This is a genomic window from Streptomyces tuirus, assembly GCF_014701095.1.
Classification (GTDB): Bacteria; Actinomycetota; Actinomycetes; order Streptomycetales; family Streptomycetaceae; genus Streptomyces; species Streptomyces tuirus.
In genome coordinates this window covers 5996182-6015503 of the sequence record NZ_AP023439.1, presented here as the reverse complement: position 1 = coordinate 6015503, position 19322 = coordinate 5996182, and the positions used below count along the sequence as shown (strand labels likewise).

17 protein-coding genes and 1 pseudogene are annotated in these 19322 nt (G+C 72.6%); 11 read left to right on the top strand and 7 right to left on the bottom strand.

Going from position 1 to position 19322, the window contains the following annotated elements; all coding sequences use genetic code 11:
• Window positions 1-10: 10 nt before the first annotated feature.
• Together IGS69_RS27370 and IGS69_RS27365 are read left to right on the top strand one after the other, a co-directional pair.
• Window positions 11-415 (top strand): FMN-binding protein, encoded by a 405-nt coding sequence (locus IGS69_RS27370; protein ID WP_190903142.1) that lies wholly within the window; start codon window positions 11-13, stop codon window positions 413-415.
• 4 nt (window positions 416-419) lie between these two features.
• Window positions 420-1143: pseudogene (locus tag IGS69_RS27365) on the top strand (FAD:protein FMN transferase).
• Window positions 1144-1157: 14 nt separating this feature from the next.
• On the opposite strand, the gene IGS69_RS27360 reads toward IGS69_RS27365, so the two are convergent.
• Window positions 1158-2096, bottom strand: a complete 939-nt coding sequence (locus tag IGS69_RS27360; protein WP_190903141.1) for a Dyp-type peroxidase — start codon at window positions 2094-2096, stop codon at window positions 1158-1160.
• Window positions 2097-2738: 642 nt separating this feature from the next.
• Here IGS69_RS27360 and IGS69_RS27355 point away from each other — a divergent pair.
• Window positions 2739-5651 (top strand): ABC transporter substrate-binding protein, encoded by a 2913-nt coding sequence (locus IGS69_RS27355; protein ID WP_190903140.1) that lies wholly within the window; start codon window positions 2739-2741, stop codon window positions 5649-5651.
• Between the two features lie 134 nt (window positions 5652-5785).
• Here the strand turns inward: IGS69_RS27355 and msrB are convergent, their stop codons facing one another.
• The 4 genes from msrB to IGS69_RS27335 all read right to left on the bottom strand — a co-directional run bounded on the left by msrB (window position 5786) and on the right by IGS69_RS27335 (window position 9232).
• On the bottom strand, window positions 5786-6193 hold the full coding sequence (msrB, locus tag IGS69_RS27350; protein WP_190903139.1) for a peptide-methionine (R)-S-oxide reductase MsrB: 408 nt from the start codon (window positions 6191-6193) through the stop codon (window positions 5786-5788).
• A gap of 14 nt (window positions 6194-6207) precedes the next feature.
• The gene (murC, locus tag IGS69_RS27345) at window positions 6208-7599 is read right to left on the bottom strand and encodes a UDP-N-acetylmuramate--L-alanine ligase (protein ID WP_190903138.1); all 1392 of its coding nucleotides are present in this window, start codon (window positions 7597-7599) and stop codon (window positions 6208-6210) included.
• A gap of 95 nt (window positions 7600-7694) precedes the next feature.
• Entirely contained in the window at window positions 7695-8168 is a 474-nt protein-coding gene (locus tag IGS69_RS27340) for a beta/alpha barrel domain-containing protein (RefSeq protein WP_190903137.1), read from the bottom strand.
• Window positions 8169-8416: 248 nt separating this feature from the next.
• A complete protein-coding gene (locus tag IGS69_RS27335; protein WP_190903136.1) occupies window positions 8417-9232 on the bottom strand; it encodes a pyrimidine reductase family protein in 816 nt (271 codons plus the stop codon).
• A gap of 37 nt (window positions 9233-9269) precedes the next feature.
• Between IGS69_RS27335 and zapE the strand changes: the two genes are divergently transcribed.
• The 5 genes from zapE to IGS69_RS27310 all read left to right on the top strand — a co-directional run bounded on the left by zapE (window position 9270) and on the right by IGS69_RS27310 (window position 15717).
• A complete protein-coding gene (gene zapE, locus IGS69_RS27330; RefSeq protein WP_190903135.1) occupies window positions 9270-10373 on the top strand; it encodes a cell division protein ZapE in 1104 nt (367 codons plus the stop codon).
• A 706-nt stretch (window positions 10374-11079) separates the two neighbouring features.
• The gene (locus IGS69_RS27325) at window positions 11080-11661 is read left to right on the top strand and encodes a carbonic anhydrase (RefSeq protein WP_190903134.1); all 582 of its coding nucleotides are present in this window, start codon (window positions 11080-11082) and stop codon (window positions 11659-11661) included.
• 8 nt (window positions 11662-11669) lie between these two features.
• Window positions 11670-13154: a SulP family inorganic anion transporter gene (locus IGS69_RS27320; RefSeq protein WP_190903133.1), complete on the top strand. Its 1485-nt coding sequence runs from the start codon at window positions 11670-11672 to the stop codon at window positions 13152-13154.
• 169 nt (window positions 13155-13323) lie between these two features.
• On the top strand, window positions 13324-14244 hold the full coding sequence (locus IGS69_RS27315; protein WP_190903132.1) for a slipin family protein: 921 nt from the start codon (window positions 13324-13326) through the stop codon (window positions 14242-14244).
• A gap of 90 nt (window positions 14245-14334) precedes the next feature.
• On the top strand, window positions 14335-15717 hold the full coding sequence (locus IGS69_RS27310; RefSeq protein ID WP_190903131.1) for a PhoX family protein: 1383 nt from the start codon (window positions 14335-14337) through the stop codon (window positions 15715-15717).
• An 80-nt stretch (window positions 15718-15797) separates the two neighbouring features.
• Here the strand turns inward: IGS69_RS27310 and IGS69_RS27305 are convergent, their stop codons facing one another.
• Complete coding sequence (locus tag IGS69_RS27305; protein ID WP_190903130.1) at window positions 15798-16283, bottom strand: SRPBCC family protein; 486 nt, start codon at window positions 16281-16283, stop codon at window positions 15798-15800.
• Complete coding sequence (locus tag IGS69_RS27300; RefSeq protein WP_190903129.1) at window positions 16280-16654, bottom strand: ArsR/SmtB family transcription factor; 375 nt, start codon at window positions 16652-16654, stop codon at window positions 16280-16282. The genes IGS69_RS27305 and IGS69_RS27300 overlap by 4 nt, the downstream gene beginning before the upstream one ends.
• An 85-nt stretch (window positions 16655-16739) precedes the next feature.
• On the opposite strand from IGS69_RS27300, the gene IGS69_RS27295 reads away from it, so the two are divergent.
• The 3 genes from IGS69_RS27295 to IGS69_RS27285 all read left to right on the top strand — a co-directional run bounded on the left by IGS69_RS27295 (window position 16740) and on the right by IGS69_RS27285 (window position 19298).
• Window positions 16740-18257: an FAD-dependent oxidoreductase gene (locus IGS69_RS27295; protein ID WP_190903128.1), complete on the top strand. Its 1518-nt coding sequence runs from the start codon at window positions 16740-16742 to the stop codon at window positions 18255-18257.
• Window positions 18258-18285: 28 nt separating this feature from the next.
• Window positions 18286-18465 (top strand): hypothetical protein, encoded by a 180-nt coding sequence (locus IGS69_RS27290; RefSeq protein ID WP_190903127.1) that lies wholly within the window; start codon window positions 18286-18288, stop codon window positions 18463-18465.
• 71 nt (window positions 18466-18536) lie between these two features.
• Window positions 18537-19298 (top strand): peptidyl-tRNA hydrolase, encoded by a 762-nt coding sequence (locus tag IGS69_RS27285; RefSeq protein WP_190903126.1) that lies wholly within the window; start codon window positions 18537-18539, stop codon window positions 19296-19298.
• Window positions 19299-19322: the final 24 nt, after the last annotated feature.

Below are 19322 nucleotides of genomic sequence, written 5' to 3'. Positions count from 1 at the left end.
GGAGACTGCCGTGAAGCGAGCCATACCCGTCCTCGTCCTGAGCGTCGCGGGCCTGATCCCCCTGTGGCGCTACGCCCCCTCGCACGACACCGGGTCGTCCCCGGCCGCCGCGGCGCCCGCCTCGACGCCCTCCGTCTCGTCGTCGGGCGGGACCACCTCCACGGTGGTGCCGGGGGCCACCGTCGACACCGAGAAGGGGCCGGTGCAGGTCGAAGTCACCTTCGACGGCGACGAGATCGCCACGGTGCGGATGCTCCGGCAGCCGGACCATCCGCAGACCACGGCCGCCGTGCCGCAGCTGATCGAGGAGACCCTCCGGGCGCAGAGCGCCGACATCGACACGGTGTCCGGCGCGACCGTCACCAGCGACGGCTACAAGGAGTCGCTCCAGGCCGCCATCGACGCGAGGGGCTGACGGCATGCGCCGCGTCGAGCACGTCATGGGGTTCCCGGTGTCGGTCCGGATCGACGACGAGGACTTCCCGCGGGCCCCGGTGGATGACCTGTTCGCCTGGCTGCGCGAAGTCGACGCGCGGTTCAGCCCGTTCCGCCCCGACAGCGAGGTGTCCCGGCTGGACCGGGGCGAGGTCCGCGTGCCGAGTGCGGGGCTCCGCGAGGTCCTGGACCTGTGCGAGGAGTTCCGGATCGCGACCGGGGGCGCCTTCGACGTCCGCCTCCCGGGCCGCCGCCTCGACCCCTGCGCCGTGGTGAAGGGCTGGTCGGTGCAGAAGGGAGCCGACCTGCTGGTGGCGGCCGGTGCGATGCGCTTCTGCCTCAACGCCGGCGGCGACGTGATCGCCTCCGGCGGCCCCTGGCGGGTGGGCGTCCGCCATCCCGAGCACGCCGGCCGGCTCTGCACCGTCCTCGACGTCACGGACCGGGCCGTGGCGACCTCCGCCCGGCGACCACATCCTCGACGGCCGCACCGGCCGCCCCGCGACCGGCCTCCACAGCCTGACCGTGGTGGCCCCGACCCTGGCGGAGGCGGACACGGTCGCGACGGCGGCGTTCGCCCTCGGGGCCGAGGGTGTCGCATGGGCGGCGGCCCGCGAGAACTGCGAGGTGTTCGCGGTGGACGCGGACAGGCGGGTGCTGCGCAGCGCCGGGTTTCCGGGGGTGGCGGGCCCGGTCGCGTCGGCGTGAGCCCGTGCCGCTCGTCAGCTGTCCGGCAGGTCCTCCAGGAAGCCCGAGGGCGGTACGAAGAACAGGCTTCCGGTGACCGGGCGCGAGTAGTCCAGCAGCGGGTCGGGGCCCGAGCCCGGCCCGCCCAGGAACATCTTGCGCAGCATCGTCTCCGGAATCGAGGGCGTGCGCGCGTAGGCCACGAAGTAGGTGCCGAACTCCCCGTGCCCGGGCCTGCCGAACGGCATCGCCGACCGCAGAATCCTCTGCTCCGCGCCGTCGGGGCCGAGGACGGTGTTGACGTCCTTGTGCGAACCGGGCGCGTCCAGTTCCAGGTTGGTGAGCTTGGTGCGGCCTATCACCTTCTCCTGCGCCTCGACGGCGAGGGCGTCCCACGCGTCCACGTCGTGCAGATACTTCTGCACCAGCGCGTAACTGCCGCCCCGGAAGGCGGGATCCTCCTCCCCGACCAGCGCCGCGTCCGCCGCCGCCTGCCCGACCGGGTTCTCGGTGCCGTCCACGAAGCCGAGCAGATTGCGCGAGTCGAAGTAGGAGAAGGCCTGTGTCTCGTCCCGCACGGTGACGGCGCCGCGCAGCCGCCGCAGCAGCTCGGCGGCCAGCGCGAAGCACAGGTCGGTGCGGGCGGCCCTGACGTGCAGGAACAGGTCGCCGGGGGTGGACGGCGCGTGGTGCCGGGGCCCGGCCAGTTCGCGGAACGGGTGCAGTTCGGCGGGCCGCGGACCACCGAACAGCCGGCCCCACGCCCGGGATCCGACCCCGGCGACGCAGCCCAGCCCGCCGTCGGGGCTGGGGAAGCCGACGGACCGCACCAGGCCCGCCAGCGCTCCCAGCGCCTCCCGCACGGCGCCTTCCCCGCCGGGTTCGATCGTGGCGACCAGGAACACCGCGACCGACGCCGGCGGGTTCAGGACCGGTTGCGGCAGCGTTTCCCCCGAGGGCAGCGGTGACGTCATGGCTTTTCATCCCTTCGCCCGGACGGCACGGCCCGCCCGCTCCCCCTCCGGGACGGCGCGGCCCACGCCCCTGACACGATGCCCAGCGAACAGGCGGCCGGAACTCCCGGTGTCAGAAGGATGGTTGCGTGGACTACCCTCCCGCAGCACCTTGACGTCCCACGGCCCGAGCGGCACCGCGTCGGCGTACACGGCGTCCGGCAGCGCGTCCCGCGCCGTGGTGGTGTGGGGTGGCGGCGGGCCGGCGGCCGAAGTGCGGGTGCTCGTACGCCTCATGGATCTCGGCGCCCCGCGGCGACAGTCCGTCCGCCCAGTGCAGGGCGTGCGCGCCGGGCGGCAGGGGGAGCACGCCCGTGCCGGTGACGGGCAGCGGGTCGCGCAGATTGCCGAACTCGTCGTACGTCTCCCCCGGCCGCCCCGGCCGGCCGGCCCGGCTGGAGGCCGGTGCGGGCCCGGGCCTCGGTGTCGCAGGTCGTACTGCCGCTGCTCCGACACGAACAAGCCAGCGGTCACAGGAAGCTGTTGCAGCTCGGCAGGAACTGCCGGACGCCGAAGATGAACAGGAGTTTCGTGCGTCACCCTCTCCCGCACCATCCGTACCGGTTAACCTCGTAGGTCGCCGAAGGTTAACGGGGGTTACCCATGGTGAACGCCGAACGCACGCCGCCGGACTGCCCTGGGGGCCATGACGGCATGCCGGAGAGCGACGCCGGGCGTCATCTCCAGAACCAGCTCGAGATCCTCATCCAGGACTTCCGCAGGAGCACCGAACCGCCGATGCCGGTGTTCGTCGTGCACGCGCAGGAGAGCCGGGACGACGACGCGGTGGCCGGACTGGTCCGGCAGCTGCAGGCGGGCCAGGAGGCGCACGGCACGCGCTGCGCGGTGACCCAGGACGCCTACGAGGGCTCCACGGAGGTGCGCCGGGCCGCGGCCCTGGTGCGGGCACTGAGCGACCCGCGCAAGTGGGGCGGCCGGAAGGCCCTCTACCGGCGCTACGCCTTTCCCCGGCTGCGGCTGGTGCACGCCATCGACGACGCGGTCGCGGCGCTCGGCGACAGCTGGCCCTCGCCCGCCCCGGGCAGCCCCGAGGCCGGGCAGGACCAGCACCGGCGGCTGCTGGACCAGCTGGCGCAGCAGCGGTGGCGGCCGAAGAACGCCGCGCGCTGGCGCTCGGGCCTGCCGCTGTTCGACATGGCGCACATCCTCCCGGCGAGCCTCGTGACCGTGCTCGCCGCGCTGCTGGCCCGCAGCGAGTGGTACGTCGCGGTCGGCGCCGGCCTGGTCTTCCTGCTGCTGCTGACCGTCCTCAACTACGTCCTGCCGGGGCGGGCGCCGATCTTCCTGTGGCTGCGCCGGGAGAGCCGCTGGTTCCTGACGACGACCTTCCTGAGGGCGGCGGACCAGGAGGAGTCCACCGAGGTGTCGCTGCTGCGGCCGGTGCGCTCCTGGAAGGCGATCGCGGCCCGCGCCTACGACGTGGGCGAGGCGCTCAGGGCGGGCGGCGACTTCCATCTCCAGCTGTGCGTGCTGGCGCTGCGCGAGGACCTGCGGGACAACCACCGGCGCTGGAGCTGGGACCTGCGCGGCTTCAAACGCCCGCGCCCGCCGATGCTGTTCCTGCCCCACGCGGACGACCGCAACGGCGGCGTGGAGCTGATCCGGGCCATCAGCGACGTCCGCAGCCGGCGCAGCGAGCTCGACCCGCTGCTCGTGGTCGCCGCGATGCGCGCGCAGGACGTGCAGCGCCTGGAGCGCAGTGTCGTCCAGACGGCGCCCGTCCCGGACGCGACGCCGCCCACGTTCGGTGTGCGGCTGCGCACCTGGTACCGGGAGTGGGGCCGCAACCTGCGCGCCGAGCAGTCGCCAAGCCGGGAGCGGTCCGTCCTGCCGTGGGTGATGAAGATCCCTTTGCCTCACGACCAGTTGGGTCCTGTCGAGGAGGGCCGCCACCATCTGCGGGCCTCCTCCCGGCCGACGCCGGCCCGGCTGGTGTGGGCCCTGCACACCCTGGTCCTGGTGATCGCCCTGCTGTCCGCGGCCACCGTGATGCGGGCCGACGCCCTGCACGACCGGTACTGCTCGGCGTCCGTGCTGACCGCCAACCGGGACACCCGGCGCGAGCAGGCGCCCGACGGCCGTACCGAGTGCATCGGCATAGCGACGGACGGACTCCGGTTCGCCGACTGGCTGCCCGCGCCCGAGCCGGGCGACGACCTCAAGGCGCTCACGGCCGACGACGAGACGCCCTGGACGGTGGCCGACCTGGAGGACCGCATCGCCCGGCAGAACGCGAAGGTCCTCGACGGCCACGCGGGCACCTACGTCACCGTCGTCTACGCCGGGCCGCTCAGCGCCGACACCGCGGCCGGCTCCTCGCTCGTGAAGGGCGCGGAAGAACTGGCCGGCGTGTATCTGGCCCAGGCCGTCGTCAACGAGAACTCCAGCGTGAAGCTGCGCGTCCTGATCGCCAACGGCGGTGTGGACCTGGGCCACCAGGAGGAGATGGCCGAGGCGATCGCCGCGTACGCCGCCCACGACCCGACCGTGGTGGGGGTCGTCGGCACCGGCCGTGACCTGAAGTCGAGCCGGGCGACGACCCGCACCCTGATGGAGGCCGGCCTGCCGATCGTCTCGGGCACGAACTCCGCGACGTATCTGCCCCGCGAGTTCGCCAACTGGTTCAGCCTGGCCGCCACCGACGAGTGGCAGACCCGGCAACTCGGTCTGATCGCCGCCCAGTTGCGCACCCCGGACCGGCGGCAGTACGCCCTCGTCCTCGCCCGCGACACGGCGAAAACCGACGACCTCTACACCGACGAACAGGCGCGCTACGGCCAGGCGATGCTGCGAAGACAGGGCTTCACCGCGCTCCCTCAGCGCCGCTACACCCTGACCGGCGGCAAGCCCGAACTCCGCTCGCACGCCCAGGAGATCTGCCGGGGCAGCCGGGTCCCCTCCGTCATCTACTTCGCGGGCCGGGTCGAGGACATCGATCCCCTGATGACCCAGCTGGGCACTGAGCCGGGCTGCGCCGGGAAGCCCCTGGCCATCCTCACCGGCGACGACCTGTCCAAGGCCGACTTCGCCGGCGGCGGCCAGTCCGTCGCGCCGAAGGTCACGCTCTACCACGCGGCCCTCGCGGAGCTGCGCAAGGCCGCCACCGCAACGGCCTTCTACCAGGACGCCGCCCAGCACCTGCCCGGACTGCGGGACCACCGCCTGCGCCACGACAGCCCCGCCCTGGCCAGCGGCCAGACCGCCCTCGCCCATGACGCGACCCGTGCCCTGTTCTGGGCGGCCACCCGGGGCGACCGGCCGCAGAGCCGTGCCTCGACCTGGGTGAACCTGCGCAGCGTGAGGATCGAGGGCATGGCCACCGGCACCATCGACTTCACCGGCGCCCCGCTGTACGGCGACCGCACGGGGCACAGCATCGTCCTCAAGGAGGTCCGCCGCAGCGACGACGGCACCTCCGACACGCACGAGCTGTGCAGGCGCACCGCGGGGGACACCAAGCGCCTCACCCAGAAGGAATGCCGGATCCGCCGCTGAGCACGGCCCTCACCGGACGCCGTCCACTCCGCCCGGGAGCACGCGGGTGTGCGCGCAGGACCCGGGCAGCACGACCGCGAGCGGGTCCTGCGGGTTCCTCCGGGCCGTTCGCCCGGAGGAACCGCCTGACCCGCTCAGTCCGCGTCGGGCGTGAGCCGCACCGCGATCGAGTTGATGCAGTACCGCTGGTCGGTGGGCGTGGGATATCCCTCGCCCTCGAAGACGTGCCCGAGGTGCGAGCCGCAGCGGGCGCACCGCACCTCGACGCGCACCATGCCGTGCGACCGGTCCTCGATCAGCTCCACCGCGTCGGTGTCCTTGGGGTCGAAGAAGGACGGCCAGCCGCAGTGGGACTCGAATTTCGCGTCCGAGGTGAACAGGTCCGCGCCGCAGGCACGGCAGGAGTAGACGCCCCGGGTCTTGGTGTCGGTGTACTCACCGGTGAAGGCGGGCTCGGTGGCCGCCTGCCGCAGGACCGCGTACTCGCCCGGGGTCAGTTCCGCGCGCCACTGCTCGTCCGGCTTCTCCACGTCGTACGGCATGAGCCTCCAGCCCCTCAGTTCGACAGACGGTCCAGGATGAGCGGGCCGAGGTCGGTGACGTCGCCCGCTCCCATGGTGAGAACGAGATCACCCGGCTTCGTCATTCCCGCGACGACCGACGGGACGTCCGCCTTGTCGTGCACCGGCGTCACGTCGGCGCCCGCGGCCCGGGCCGCCTCGATGATCAGCTCGCTCGTGACACCGGGGATCGGGTCCTCGCGCGCCGGGTAGATGTCCAGCACGACGGAGGCGTCCGCGAGGGCGAGGGACTGCCCCATCTCCTTGCCGAGCTCCTGGGTCCGCGAGAAGAGGTGCGGCTGGAAGACGACCAGGATCCGGGCGTCACCGGCGGCGGCGCGCATGGCCTCCAGGTCGGCGGTCATCTCGGTGGGGTGGTGCGCGTAGGAGTCGATGACCTGGACGCCCGCGGCCTCGCCCTTGAGCTGGAGCCGCCGCTTCACGCCCGTGTACGCGGCGATCGCCGGGGCCAGGTCGGCCGCCGGGATCCCGAGGGCCACGCCCGCCGCCAGCGCGGCGACCGCGTTGTGCGCGTAGTGCCGGCCGGGGACGGAGACCGCGAAGGTCAGCTCCTGCCCCTCCAGCACCACGGTGACCTCGCTCTTCAGCCCCTGCGGCACGACCGACAGGACGCGCACGTCGGCGTCGTCGGACTCGCCGTAGGTCACCACGGTCACGTCGCGGTCCCGGACGCGGCGGGTCAGCTCCCGGGCGCCCTCGTGGTCGGCGGCGATCACCAGCGTGCCGCCGTCGGTGATCCGGTCCACGAACGTCTCGAACGACGCGTAGATCTCGTCCATCGACGCGTAGTTGGCGTGGTGGTCGAGCTCGACGTTGAGGACGATCGCGACCTCGGGGGCGTACTTGTGGAAGCTGCGGTCCGATTCGTCGGCCTCGGCGACGAAGATCTCGCCCTCGCCGTGCAGCGCGTTGGAGCCGGGGGCGTCCAGGTCCCCGCCGATCGCGTAGGAGGGCTTCAGGTCCAGCTCGCTCAGCGACACGGCCAGCATCGACGTCGTGGTCGTCTTGCCGTGCGTACCGGCGACGGCGATCGGCCGCAGCCCGTCCATCAGGGCGGCGAGGGCGTCGGACCGGTGCACGACGGGGATGCCGAGCTCGGCCGCGCGGGCCAGCTCGGGGTTGTCCTGCCGGATCGCCGACGACACCACCACACAGCTGGCGTCGTCGGCGAGGTGCTCGGCGGCGTGGCCGATGTGCACGGTCGCCCCGAGCGCCCGCAGCGCCTCGGCCGTGGCCGACTCCTTGGCGTCGCTGCCCGCCACGACGGCACCGCGCTGCGCGAGGATCTTCGCGATCCCCGACATGCCGGCCCCACCGATCCCGATGAAGTGCGGTCGGTCCATGGCGGGAGGAAGGCCGGCTGCCATGCGTGTCTCCAAGTTCGGGTGACGAGAGTGAGCGCACCCACCCTATTTCAGGAGCGCCCGGGGCCGCGCCGGGCCCGCGGACCCGCGACCCGCCCCTACGCCTTGCTGTGCGAGAAGAGCTTCAGCACCGGCACCCCGACCTTGTGACGGGCCCGGGACGCCCAGTCGCGGTGGAAGAACTCCTCCACGTAGTGGGGATCGGTCAGCACGATGACCTCGTCCGCGCCTGCTTCCTCCACCAGGGACTTCAGCGCGTCCAGCGGATGGTCCTCGATCAGCCGTCCCTGCGCGGGACTGCCCGAGGTGCGCAGCGCGGCGAGTGACACCTCCAGCGCCCGCTGGCCCACGCTCAGGGCCTCTTCCCCCTCGGGCGTCTCCCCCTCGCGCACGGCCTCGTCGAGCTCGCCGAGCGCCACGTCGTCGATGGCCCGCAGCAGGCGGTCCGCCTGCTCGCCGCGCGGCTGGAGCAGCACCTGGAAGGCGACCTGCTGCTCGCCGTGCAAGGTGGTGACGAACTCCACGTCCGCCGACGTCAGCGCCTTCTCGATCATCAATACGCTTGTGAACACCAGGCGCCCCTTCTCCTCCGGGGGCCCGTGGCCCCCACTCCTCCGCGGACCGCACCGGGCCTGCGGAAACCATCCTGCCCCGTGCCGGCACGGGTACTGCCGGATCCAGTGTGCCCTCCGGAAACCAAACAGAACGGCATATTCCGCTGATTAACGGACTGGCAGTGAGGTTCACCCCTGCTTCCGGACGAACCGATCACCGGCCGTACTCCCCGGCCGCCGACACCTCCTACCCCCGGTCCGGCGTTTCAGTACGCCGTCCGGGACCGCCCGTAGCGCGTGAACAGGAAGCCGTCCTCCTCCAGCATCGACACCAGCCCGAAGCGGTGCGGGACCGTGACCGCCGGCCCCCCGGCGATCCGCTGGGCCTCGCCGGCCGTGAGCATCGGGGAGAGGGTCAGGCACAGCTCGTCGAGCACATCCGCCGCGGCCATCTGCCCGAGCAGCCGTGGGCCGCCCTCGGTGAGCAGCCGGGTGTGCCCGAGGCCGGCGAGGGCCCGGACGGCGCGGGCGGGGTCGACTCCGATGCCGTCCCCGGCGGTCACGACCCGGGCACCCGCCTTCTCGGCGGTGGCGATGCGGCCCGGATCGGCAGCGGCGCCCGTGAGGACCAGGGTGGGCACCAGGGGCGAGGTGAAGAGAGGGAGCGAGAAGTCCAGGTCGAGACTGGCGGTGACCACCGCGATGGCGGGCGCGGGCCGCTGCCCGGCCGCCTCCCGCAGCGCCGCGAAGTCCTCCCGGGCGCGGGCCGGCCGGTACCCCTCCTTGCGCACGGTCTCCGCGCCGACGACCACGACGTCCGCCAGCGCCCGCAGCGTGCCGAAGATCCGCATGTCGGTGGCGCTGGAGATGGGCTGCGAACGGCCGTCGTGCTGGGCGGCCCCGTCCAGCGTGGAGACCATGTTGGCGCGCAGCCACGGCACCGGCCCGGCGGGCCCCGGCTCGGGATAGGCGTACGCGGCGGCCAGCTCCGCCAGGCTCCACTCCCGCCCGGCGCCCTCGCCGGACCCGCCGCCCGGCGCCGGAGCTGCTGTTTCATCGGTCACAGGGAACAGACGTCGCATGTCGTGCAGTGTTCCACGCGCCGTAGCATGGTGAACCGTGTCTTCTCCCCTGGCCCCCTCCGGATCCGGCCCCATAACCGACCCGGCCCCGCTGTCCCTGTGCGCCCGTGAGCCGCATGTCCCCGCGGACCGGCTGGTCGCCGAGATGGTGCCGCCGCCGCGGTTCGACTCGGTCCGCTTCAGCACGTACATCCCCGACCCGAACCAGCCCAGCCAGACGGAGGCCGTCCGGGTCCTGGAGGGCTTCGCGGCGGGCCTCGGCCCGGGCGCGGCCGCGGGATCCGGCAAGCGGCGGCTGTTCGGCTTCGGCAAGGCGCCGAAGAAGGCCCCCGCGGGCCCGCGGGGCGTGTATCTCGACGGCGGGTACGGCGTCGGCAAGACGCACCTGCTGGCGTCCCTGTGGCACGCGACCCCGGCCGAGCCGGAACTGAAGGCGTTCGGCACGTTCGTGGAGCTGACCAACCTGGTCGGCGCCCTCGGCTTCCAGCAGACCGTCCGGACGCTGTCCGGCCACCGCCTGCTGTGCATCGACGAGTTCGAGCTCGACGACCCGGGCGACACCGTCCTGGTCTCCACGCTGCTCGGCAAGCTGGTCGACGCGGGCGTGGCGCTCGCCGCCACCTCCAACACGCTGCCCGGCAAGCTCGGCGAGGGCCGGTTCGCCTCGGCCGACTTCCTGCGGGAGATCCAGGGCCTGTCGGCCCACTTCCGGGCCCTGCGCATCGACGGCGAGGACTACCGTCACCGCGGTCTTCCCGAGGCACCGGCGCCGTACTCCGACGAACAGGTCACCGGCGCCGCCCACGCCACCGAGGGCGCCTCCCTCGACGCGTTCTCGCCGCTCCTGGAGCATCTGGCCCGGGTCCACCCCAGCCGGTACGGGGCTCTGACCGACGGGATCAGGGCCGTCTGCCTCACCGGTGTGCGGCCGGTCCCGGACCAGTCGACGGCCCTCAGGCTCGTCGTCCTCGCGGACCGGCTCTACGACCGCGAGGTGCCCGTGCTGGCGTCGGGTCTGCCCTTCGACCAGCTGTTCAGTGACGAGATGCTGAACGGCGGCTATCGGAAGAAGTACTTCCGGGCCATCTCCCGGCTCACCGCGCTGGCCCGTGACGCGGGCACGCTGGTGAACCCCCGCTGACCACAACTCCATTACCGCGCCAACTAGCCCATGGCTAGGGCTTGTTCAAGCCATCCCATCTGCGGTTTTCAGGCTCTCTTCAGCTTGAAACGTTAAGTTAACCCTGCAAACGACTTTGCAGGGTTAACGTGTTTCTTGACCAGCCGTTGACCAACTGTTGGTCCGCGCTAGACGCATGGAAGCACCGCGAGGGGGGCGCATGTACCGAGGCAGGGCGGCATGGACCGGGCTCGCGTCCCTCGCCGCCGCCCTGCTCGCCCTCCAGCTGTTCGCTCCGACCGTGTCCTTCGCAACCGCGCATACAAGCAGTCAAGCCAAGGCCAAGGCTCAGCCCGGAACACAGCCCTCGGGCACGACCTCACATCCCGGACCCAACTCCCCCGGGAAGGCCCCGCGCGACGAGACGGCCACCTGCCGCTCCGGACACCACGGGGATCCGACCGGTCCCCTGCGAACCCGCCACCGGTCCCACACCGCCGACTCCGCGCCCGCGGCGCCGGAGCGGCCACTACGACGGGACATCCAGCCGTCCGTGCCCGAACCGGCCGGACCCGGCGCGGCGCACCACCACGCGTCGAGATGCCCGGTGTCGCACCTGCCGGCAGCCCTGCGGGTCTTCCGCTGCTGAGCGGTACGGCAGTTCCCCCCACCCTGTCATGCCCGTCCGACGCGCCCCCACTGCGCGCCAGGAGGAGTCACCACACTCATGCAACCCCTCATCGACAACGCCCGCATCTTCGGACAGCGCCCTGAGGAGTTCGCCCACCTCGCCGAGGGCCAGTCCCCCGACGTCCTGTTCATCACCTGCTCCGACTCCAGGGTCGTCCCGGCCCTGATCACGGGCGCCCGTCCCGGCGAGCTCTTCGAGCTGCGCACCGCGGGCAACGTCGTTCCCCCGCACTCCTTCGAGCACCCCACGTCGGAGGCCGCCACGATCGAGTACGCCGTGGAGGTCCTCGGCGTCAAGGAGATCGTGGTCTGCGGCCACTCGCACTGCGGCGCCGTGGGCGCGGTGGTGCGCGGCGACGACCTCGCCGCCGTACCGGCGGTGCGCGACTGGCTCGCCCGCGCCGCCGACGAGCCCGCCTGCTCGGACCCCGCCGACCCGACCGTCGCCGAGGCCGTGCGCAACCACGCCCTCGCCCAGGTCCTGCGCCTGCGGTCGTACCCCTGCGTCGAGCGCCGGCTGGCGGAAGGGCGGCTCGGCCTGCGCGCCTGGTTCTACGAAGTGCACACCGGCATCGTGCGCGAACACCGCGCGGACACCGACTCCTTCGAGAAGCTGTGAGGGGCAGCATGACCAAGTTCCCCTACCTCAGGCAGGACTTCACGGCCTCGCTCGTCGTGTTCCTGGTCGCACTCCCGCTGTGCGTGGGCGTGGCCGTCGCCTCCGGAGTCCCGGCCGAACTCGGCCTGGTCACCGGCATCGTGGGCGGCCTCGTCACCGGATTCCTGCCGGGCAGCAGCCTTCAGGTGTCCGGGCCGGCCGCCGGCCTGACCGTGCTGGTCTTCGAGGCTGTCGACACCTACGGGCTGCCCGCGCTCGGCGTCATCGTGCTGGCCGCCGGTCTGCTCCAGCTCGTCATGGGCGCGCTGAAGCTCGGCCGCTGGTTCCGCGCGATATCCGTCTCGGTCGTCGAGGGCATGCTGGCCGGAATCGGTCTGGTCCTCATAGCCGGCCAGCTGTATGCGGCGGCCGGACTGAAGGCACCCGCCTCCGGCGTCGACAAGATCCTGGGCCTGCCCGGTGCCGCCGTCGACGCGGCCGGCAGCACGGCGGCGCTCACCTCCCTCGTGCTCGGCGCGGCCACCATCGCGGTGATGGTGCTGTGGAAGAAGCTGCCGAAGAAGGCCCAGGCCGTGCCCGGTGCGCTCGCCGCGGTGATCCTGGCGATCGCGGCCAACGCCGTCTTCGACCTGCCGGTCGCCACGGTCGAGGTGAAGGGCCTGCTCGACTCCATCCAGCCGCCCGGCCCGGACGCCTTCGGCGGTGTGGGCGTCGGCGTCATCGGCACGATCGTCGCCTTCACCCTGATCGCCTCCGCCGAGAGCCTGTTCAGCGCCGCCGCGGTGGACCGGCTGCACGACGGCCCGCGCACCCGGTACGACAAGGAACTCATGGCGCAGGGCGCGGGCAACACCGTCTGCGGTGTGCTCGGCGCACTGCCGATGACCGCGGTCATCGTCCGCAGCTCGGCCAACGTCAGCGCGGGCGCCAGGACCAAGGCGTCCCGGGTGATGCACGGTGTGTGGCTGCTGCTGTTCGCCGCGCTGCTGCCGGGCACGCTGGCGCTGATCCCGCTGCCCGCCCTCGCCGGCATCCTGGTCCACGCGGGCTGGAAGCTGATCCCGTTCGCCAAGATCGTGCCGCTGTGGAAGGAGCACCGGGGCGAGGCGCTCATCCTGGTCGTCACCGCCGTGTCGATCGTCGCGGTGAACATGTTCGAGGGCGTGCTCATCGGTCTGGCCCTGTCGGTCGTCAAGACCGCCTGGGAGGCCTCGCACATCAAGCTGGAGATCGTCGACAAGGGCGCCGGCCCGATCCAGGCCCACCTGTCCGGCAACGCGACCTTCCTGCGGCTGCCGAAGATCCTCGACAGCCTGGAGGGCCTGCCGCAGGACCGCCCGGTCGAGCTGGACCTCTCGGGTCTGCACCACCTCGACCACGCCTGCCGCACGGCCCTGGAGAACTGGGCCGCACGCCACAGCGACACGGGTACGGAGCCGGTGAAGGTCACGGAGGGCGAGGAGGCCCCGGCGCAGAAGGTCACCGCCGGCTAGCCGCCCGGCCGGATCACCCGGGCACGGGTCCGGGGCGCGCAGCCGGCGCGCCCCGGACCACGCGCGTCCGCCCCCGTTCGGCCCGGTCACCGGGCATGGCCCCATGTCTCGGTTGAGGCATATCGTTACAGAAGCAGACGGATTCGGACCTCTGAACGGGGAGGTCGGCATGGTCGAAGAGGTGGTCGGCGTGGTGGCCGCGGTCGGGGCCGGCGCGCTGGTGTATCTGGCCTCCGCGGCGCGGGTGGTCAAGCAGTACGAGCGGGGGCTCGTCTTCCGGCTCGGGCGTCTGCACGGGGACGTGCGGCTGCCCGGCTTCAATCTGATCGTTCCGGGGGTGGAACGGCTCCGGAAGGTCAACATGCAGATCGTGACCATGCCCGTGCCGGCCCAGGAGGGCATCACCCGCGACAACGTCACCGTGCGGGTCGACGCGGTGGTGTACTTCAAGGTCGTGGACCCGGCGGCCGCGATCGTCAACGTCGAGGACTACCGGTTCGCCGTCTCGCAGATGGCCCAGACCTCGCTGCGTTCCATCATCGGCAAGAGCGAGCTGGACGATCTGCTGTCCAACCGCGAGAAGCTGAACCAGGGCCTGGAGCTCATGATCGACAGCCCCGCCGTGGAGTGGGGAGTGACCATCGACCGCGTGGAGATCAAGGACGTCTCCCTGCCGGACACCATGAAGCGCTCCATGGCCCGCCAGGCCGAGGCCGACCGGGAGCGGCGGGCCCGGCTCATCAACGCCGACGCCGAGTACCAGGCCTCCAAGAAGCTGGCCCAGGCCGCCCGGCAGATGGCCGACACGCCCTCGGCGCTCCAGCTCCGGCTGCTGCAGACCGTGATGGCGGTGGCGGCGGAGAAGAACTCGACCCTCGTCCTGCCCATTCCGGTGGAGCTTCTGCGGTTCCTGGAGCGGGGCGGGCAGCCTCCCGCGGAGGGCTCGGGACAGGCGGAGAGCCCGGGCCGGGTGGAGGCGTCGGGACACGCGGGGAGCACGGAGCGCGCGGAGATCGGGGAGCGCGCCGCCGACCTCACTGAGCAGGCCGGAGCCGCCATGGAGCAGTTGCGGCGCGCGGTGGAGCAGTGACCCGCGCTACGCGCGTGGTTCCCGCTGCCCGCACCAGGTGATAGACACAGCGGGATCACAGTTCCTGTCCGCCAGCAGGAAGGTTTCCCCATGACCGAATCCGGTCGCTCCGCCACACGACGTCAGATGCTCGCCGGAACGGGCGCCCTGGGCGTCGGGATCGCGTTCTCCGGCGCCCTGTCCGAACTCTTCGCCGGTACCGCCGCCGCACAGGGCATGGGCCGCACCGGCTACGGCCCGCTCGTCCCCGACCCCAAGGGCATCCTCGACCTGCCGGAGGGGTTCGGCTACCGGATCCTCTCCCGCGAAGGGGACCAACTCCGTTCCGGCGAGGGCAAGGTGCCCTCCAACCACGACGGCATGTCGGCCTTCCCGGGCAGAGGCGGCCGGGTCCACCTGGTCCGCAACCACGAGAACCGCGCCGACGGCAGGGCCCCGGTCCCCACCGTCGAGGGCCTCACCTACGACCCGGCCGGCAAGGGCGGCTGTACGGCGCTGACGCTGGACTCCCGCAACAGGGTGCAGTCGGAGCGCGTCGCGATCGCCGGCACGGCCGTGAACTGCGCGGGCGGGCCCACCCCTTGGCACACCTGGCTGACCTGCGAGGAGACCGAGGACAAGGCCGGTACCAACGGCTACACCAAGGACCACGGCTTCATCTTCGAGGTCGACCCGGCCGACCCGCACCGCACCGGGGCCGTGCCGCTGACCGCGATGGGCCGCTTCGCTCACGAGGCGATCGCCGTCGACCCCCGGCGCGGTGTGGTGTACGAGACCGAGGACGCCTTCGAGAAGCCCTTCGGTCTCTTCTTCCGCTTCCTGCCGGACCGGCCGCTGGGCGGCAGGGGTTCGCTGCGCGCGGGCGGGCGGCTCCAGGCCATGCGCGTGCCCGGGGTGCCGGACCTGTCGTCCATCCAGGACGTCGGCGCCGAGTTCGACCACATCGAGTGGGTCGACGTCCCGGACCCGCAGGCCGCGCAGACGCCGATCCGGTTCCAGGACTTCGGCCGCAAGGGCATCACCCACGCGCAGAAGCTGGAGGGCTGCTACTGGGGCGGCCGTTCGGTGTACTTCGTGTCGTCCTTCGCGCGCCGGTCGGACGGTTCGGCCGCCGACCACTTCGGGCAGGTCTGGCGCTACGACCCGGAGCGCCGCCGGCTCACCCTGGTGATCGTCTTCGGCCCGGACACCGATGTGCAGCTGCCGGGCGAGTCGCCGGACAACATCTGTCTGGCGCCCAGCGGCGGCCTGATGGTCTGCGAGGACGGCAACGGCGCCCAGCACGTCTTCGGCGTCACCAGGCGCGGCCAGGTCTACGCGATGGCCCGCAACCGGCAGAACATCGGCACCCCCGAGGAGCCCGAGTGGGGTGAGTTCGCCGGGGTGACCTTCTCCCCGGACGGCGACACGATGTACGTCAACTGCTACACGCCCGGCACCACGTTCGCGGTGACGGGCCCCTGGCGCCGGTAGCCGGCGCTCCGCTCCGACCGGGGCACCGGGTGCGACACCCGGTGCCCCGCCGGACCACCGAGGCACGGGGCCGCACTCCCTCAGGCGGCGAGCAGGGCGTCGATCTGGCCGACGGCCTGCTTCAGGCCCTCCTCCATGCCCATGGAGACCATCTGCTCCATCTGCTCGCGGGAGTCGAACAGGGAGCGCATCTCCATGCGGGTGCCGCCGTCGCGGGCGCTGAGCCGCACGGTCACGGTCATGGTCGGCATGTCGTCCTTGGGCTTGCCGTCGTCGTCGGCGAAGCCGTCGGTGAACTCCAGGGCCGTCGGCTCGCTGACCGAGGTGATCCGCCACCAGCCGCGGTGCCGGTCGCCCTCCGGGCCGGTCATGAAGTAGGTGACCTCTCCACCGGGGGTGAGGTCGTGCTCCTCCACGGTCGCCGGGTAGGTCGGCGGGCCCCACCAGCGCTCCAGCTGCCGCGGGTCGGCCCACAGCCGCCACACCCGCTCGACCGGGGCGGCGAAGTCGGCGACCAGGGTGAGGGTGAGGGTGTCGAGGTCCTTGTCGACACTGGTGACACTCATCGCTCGGGTCCTTCCGTCGTGTCGTTCTCTTCGGTTCCGGGGTCCTCGGCGAGGAGCCGGGCCATCCGGTCCACCCGCCCGCGCCACGCCGCCTCGAGTTCGTCCAGGGCCTGGCGCGCGCGGCCCACCGCGTCGGGGTCGGTGCGCACGAGCTGCTCCCGTCCGCTGCGCTGCTTGGTGACCAGACCCGCCCGCTCCAGCACCGCCACGTGCTTCTGCACCGCGGCGAAGCTCATCGGGTAGGCCTCGGCCAGCCGGGACACGGACAGCTCCCCGCGCACGCAGCGGCGCAGTATGTCCCGGCGCGTGGTGTCGGCCAGGGCGTGGAACAGCCGGTCCACCGTCTCGTCACTCCACTCATCTACAACCATTTGGTTGTACGTTAGTCCTGTTCCGCCCCCGCTGCAATGCGACCCGCCCGACACTGAAGCGGACGCACGGGGGTACTCGCCGGCCATGGGCGAAGAACAGCAGGTCAGCAGCTCGTACTGGCTCGAGACCGCACCGGACGGCCACCACCCGGCGCTGGACACGGACCTGGACGTCGACGTCGCCGTGATCGGCGCCGGGATCGCCGGCCTGAGCACGGCGTGGGAGCTGACGCGGGCGGGGCGGAGCGTGGCCGTGCTGGAGGCCGGGCGAGTCGCGGCCGGCGTCACCGGGCACACCACCGCCAAGGTCACCGCGCTGCACACGCTCGTCTACGACAAGCTGCGGCGCACCCGCGGCCCCGAGGGCGCCCGGCTCTACGCCCGTTCCCAGTCCGAGGCGATCGGGCACGCGGCGAGGATCGCCGAGGAACTGGGCGTCGACTGCGAGTGGGAGACGAGGAGCGCCTACACCTACGCGCGCGACCCGGGCCGGGTGGCGCACCTGCGCGCCGAGGCGGAGGCCGCGGCCGAGGCCGGACTGCCCGCCTCGTTCGTGACGGAGACCGGGCTGCCCTTCCCGGTGGCGGGCGCGGTCCAGGTCACCGGGCAGGCCCAGTTCCATCCGCGCAAGTACCTGCTGGCCCTCGCCGCCGACCTGGTGGAACGCGGCGGGCGGATCTTCGAGGACACGACCGTCCTCGGCTTGGACGAGGGCGAGCCGTGCAGGCTGTCGACCGCGACCGGGGCGACCGTCCGGGCCCGGGACGTCGTCGTCGCGACGCACTACCCGATCTTCGACCGGGCCCTGCTGTTCGCCCGCCTGTCCACGCGCCGCGAACTGGTCGTCGCCGGGACGATCCCCGCCGACCAGGACCCGGACGGCATGTTCATCACGCCCGACGAGGACACCCGCTCGGTGCGCACCGCGCCCCACCAGGGCGACCGGCGGCTGCTCATCGTCACCGGTGAGCACTTCACGCCGGGCACCTCCGACCCGCGGGCCCGTCTCGAACGCCTCACCGCCTGGGCCACCGGCCACTTCCCGGACCTGGAGGTCACCCACCGGTGGGCCACCCAGGACACCGAGCCCACGGACACCGTGCCGATGGTCGGCCCGCTGCACCACGGCGCCCGGCACGCGTACGTGGCCACCGGCTTCGGCGGCTGGGGCATGACCGGCGGCATCATGGCCGGCCGGCTGCTGACGGCGCAGATCACGGGCGAGGAGTGCGAGTGGAGCGGGCTGTACGACCCGCGCCGGGTCAAGCCCCAGCTGCGTGAGGCGCCGACGTTCCTCAAGACGCAGGCCAAGGTCGCCGGGCACTTCGTGGGCGACCGGCTGCGGCCCGCCCCGCCGGTGGAGTCCCTGCCGCCCGGCGAGGGCGCCGTGGTCCGGGCCGACGGCCACCGGGTCGCGGTGTACCGGGACGAGGACGGTGGCCTGCACGCCGTCTCCGCCCGCTGCACCCACCTGGGCTGCCTAGTCGACTTCAACGCCGCCGAACGCGCCTGGGAGTGCCCCTGCCACGGCTCCCGTTTCGACACGGACGGCAAGGTGATCCAGGGCCCGGCGACCAAACCCCTGGAACAGCGGGACCTCTGACGGCTCGCCCCGGACCTAGGCTGGACATATGAGCGACGACGACTACTGCCTGATCGACGCGACCAGGCCACCCGTGGCGGACGGGCCGCCGTACGCGGACTGCGTGCTGTGCCGGGAGCCGACGGAGCACCCCGAGTCGTACAAGGGCATCACGCTCTGCCCCGTCTGCGAGTGGCAGGAGGCGCAGCGCACCGCCTGTTCGGGGTGATCCGCGGGAGGCCGCCCACGGGGTCACCTGCGGCTCTCCCGCACGATCTCCCGGCTGGCACACTGGGTTTCGTGAGCGAAGACCCGACGCCCGTGGGCGACAGTCCCTTCCGGTCCGAACCCTCGGCGCGCGACGAGGCACCGCAGTTCGTGCTGCCGCTGGTCGTGCGGATCGAGAAGGCGGAACCGCCGGCGCGCACGGACGCGCTGGAGACGGCCGCCCGGGCCGTGCTGACGATCCTGGCCGACAAGCGGTCGGCCGGCGAGGGCGAGTGGGCCGGGGCGATGCGGGACTGGCAGGACGCCAGGATCCGCAAGGTGGTGCGGCGGGCACGCGGCGCGGAGTGGCGGCGTGCCCAGGCGCTGCCCGGCATCACGGTCACCGGCAAGTCGGCCGAGGTGCGGGTCTACCCGCCCGTCCCCCTGGACGCCTGGCCCAAGGACCTGGCCAGGCTCCAGGTGTCCGGCACCGACCTCGACGACCCGGAGCCGCCCGTGGACGCGGACCCGGCGGCCCCCGTGCTGTGGCTGAACCCCGACCTCGGCATGTCGGCCGGCAAGGCCATGGCCCAGGCCGGGCATGCCGCACAACTGGCCTGGTGGGAGCTGTCCGACGAGGAGCGGACCGCCTGGCGCGACGCGGGGTTCCCGCTCGCCGTCCGGCCGGCCGACCCCGCCCGCTGGTCCGAACTGACCGGCATGGGGCTTCCGTTGGTCCGCGACGCGGGGTTCACGGAGATCGCGCCCGGCTCGTGCACGGTCGTCGCGGACCACCCGGCGCTGCGCCGGGAACCGCACGGGTCCGGTCGCGCGGCGTCCACCCGTCCGGAGTAGCCACAGGCGCGCCGGTCGCGGACG

Excerpts from the sequence above, each read along its gene's own strand:
- IGS69_RS27360 (WP_190903141.1), bottom strand. The coding sequence starts at position 2,096 with ATGACGTCACCGCTGCCCTCGGGGGAAACGCTGCCGCAACCGGTCCTG.
- IGS69_RS27355 (WP_190903140.1), top strand. The coding sequence starts at position 2,739 with ATGGTGAACGCCGAACGCACGCCGCCGGACTGCCCTGGGGGCCATGAC.
- msrB (WP_190903139.1), bottom strand. The coding sequence starts at position 6,193 with ATGCCGTACGACGTGGAGAAGCCGGACGAGCAGTGGCGCGCGGAACTG.
- murC (WP_190903138.1), bottom strand. The coding sequence starts at position 7,599 with ATGGCAGCCGGCCTTCCTCCCGCCATGGACCGACCGCACTTCATCGGG.
- IGS69_RS27335 (WP_190903136.1), bottom strand. The coding sequence starts at position 9,232 with ATGCGACGTCTGTTCCCTGTGACCGATGAAACAGCAGCTCCGGCGCCG.
- IGS69_RS27325 (WP_190903134.1), top strand. The coding sequence starts at position 11,080 with ATGCAACCCCTCATCGACAACGCCCGCATCTTCGGACAGCGCCCTGAG.
- IGS69_RS27320 (WP_190903133.1), top strand. The coding sequence starts at position 11,670 with ATGACCAAGTTCCCCTACCTCAGGCAGGACTTCACGGCCTCGCTCGTC.
- IGS69_RS27315 (WP_190903132.1), top strand. The coding sequence starts at position 13,324 with ATGGTCGAAGAGGTGGTCGGCGTGGTGGCCGCGGTCGGGGCCGGCGCG.
- IGS69_RS27310 (WP_190903131.1), top strand. The coding sequence starts at position 14,335 with ATGACCGAATCCGGTCGCTCCGCCACACGACGTCAGATGCTCGCCGGA.
- IGS69_RS27305 (WP_190903130.1), bottom strand. The coding sequence starts at position 16,283 with ATGAGTGTCACCAGTGTCGACAAGGACCTCGACACCCTCACCCTCACC.
- IGS69_RS27300 (WP_190903129.1), bottom strand. The coding sequence starts at position 16,654 with ATGGTTGTAGATGAGTGGAGTGACGAGACGGTGGACCGGCTGTTCCAC.
- IGS69_RS27295 (WP_190903128.1), top strand. The coding sequence starts at position 16,740 with ATGGGCGAAGAACAGCAGGTCAGCAGCTCGTACTGGCTCGAGACCGCA.
- IGS69_RS27290 (WP_190903127.1), top strand. The coding sequence starts at position 18,286 with ATGAGCGACGACGACTACTGCCTGATCGACGCGACCAGGCCACCCGTG.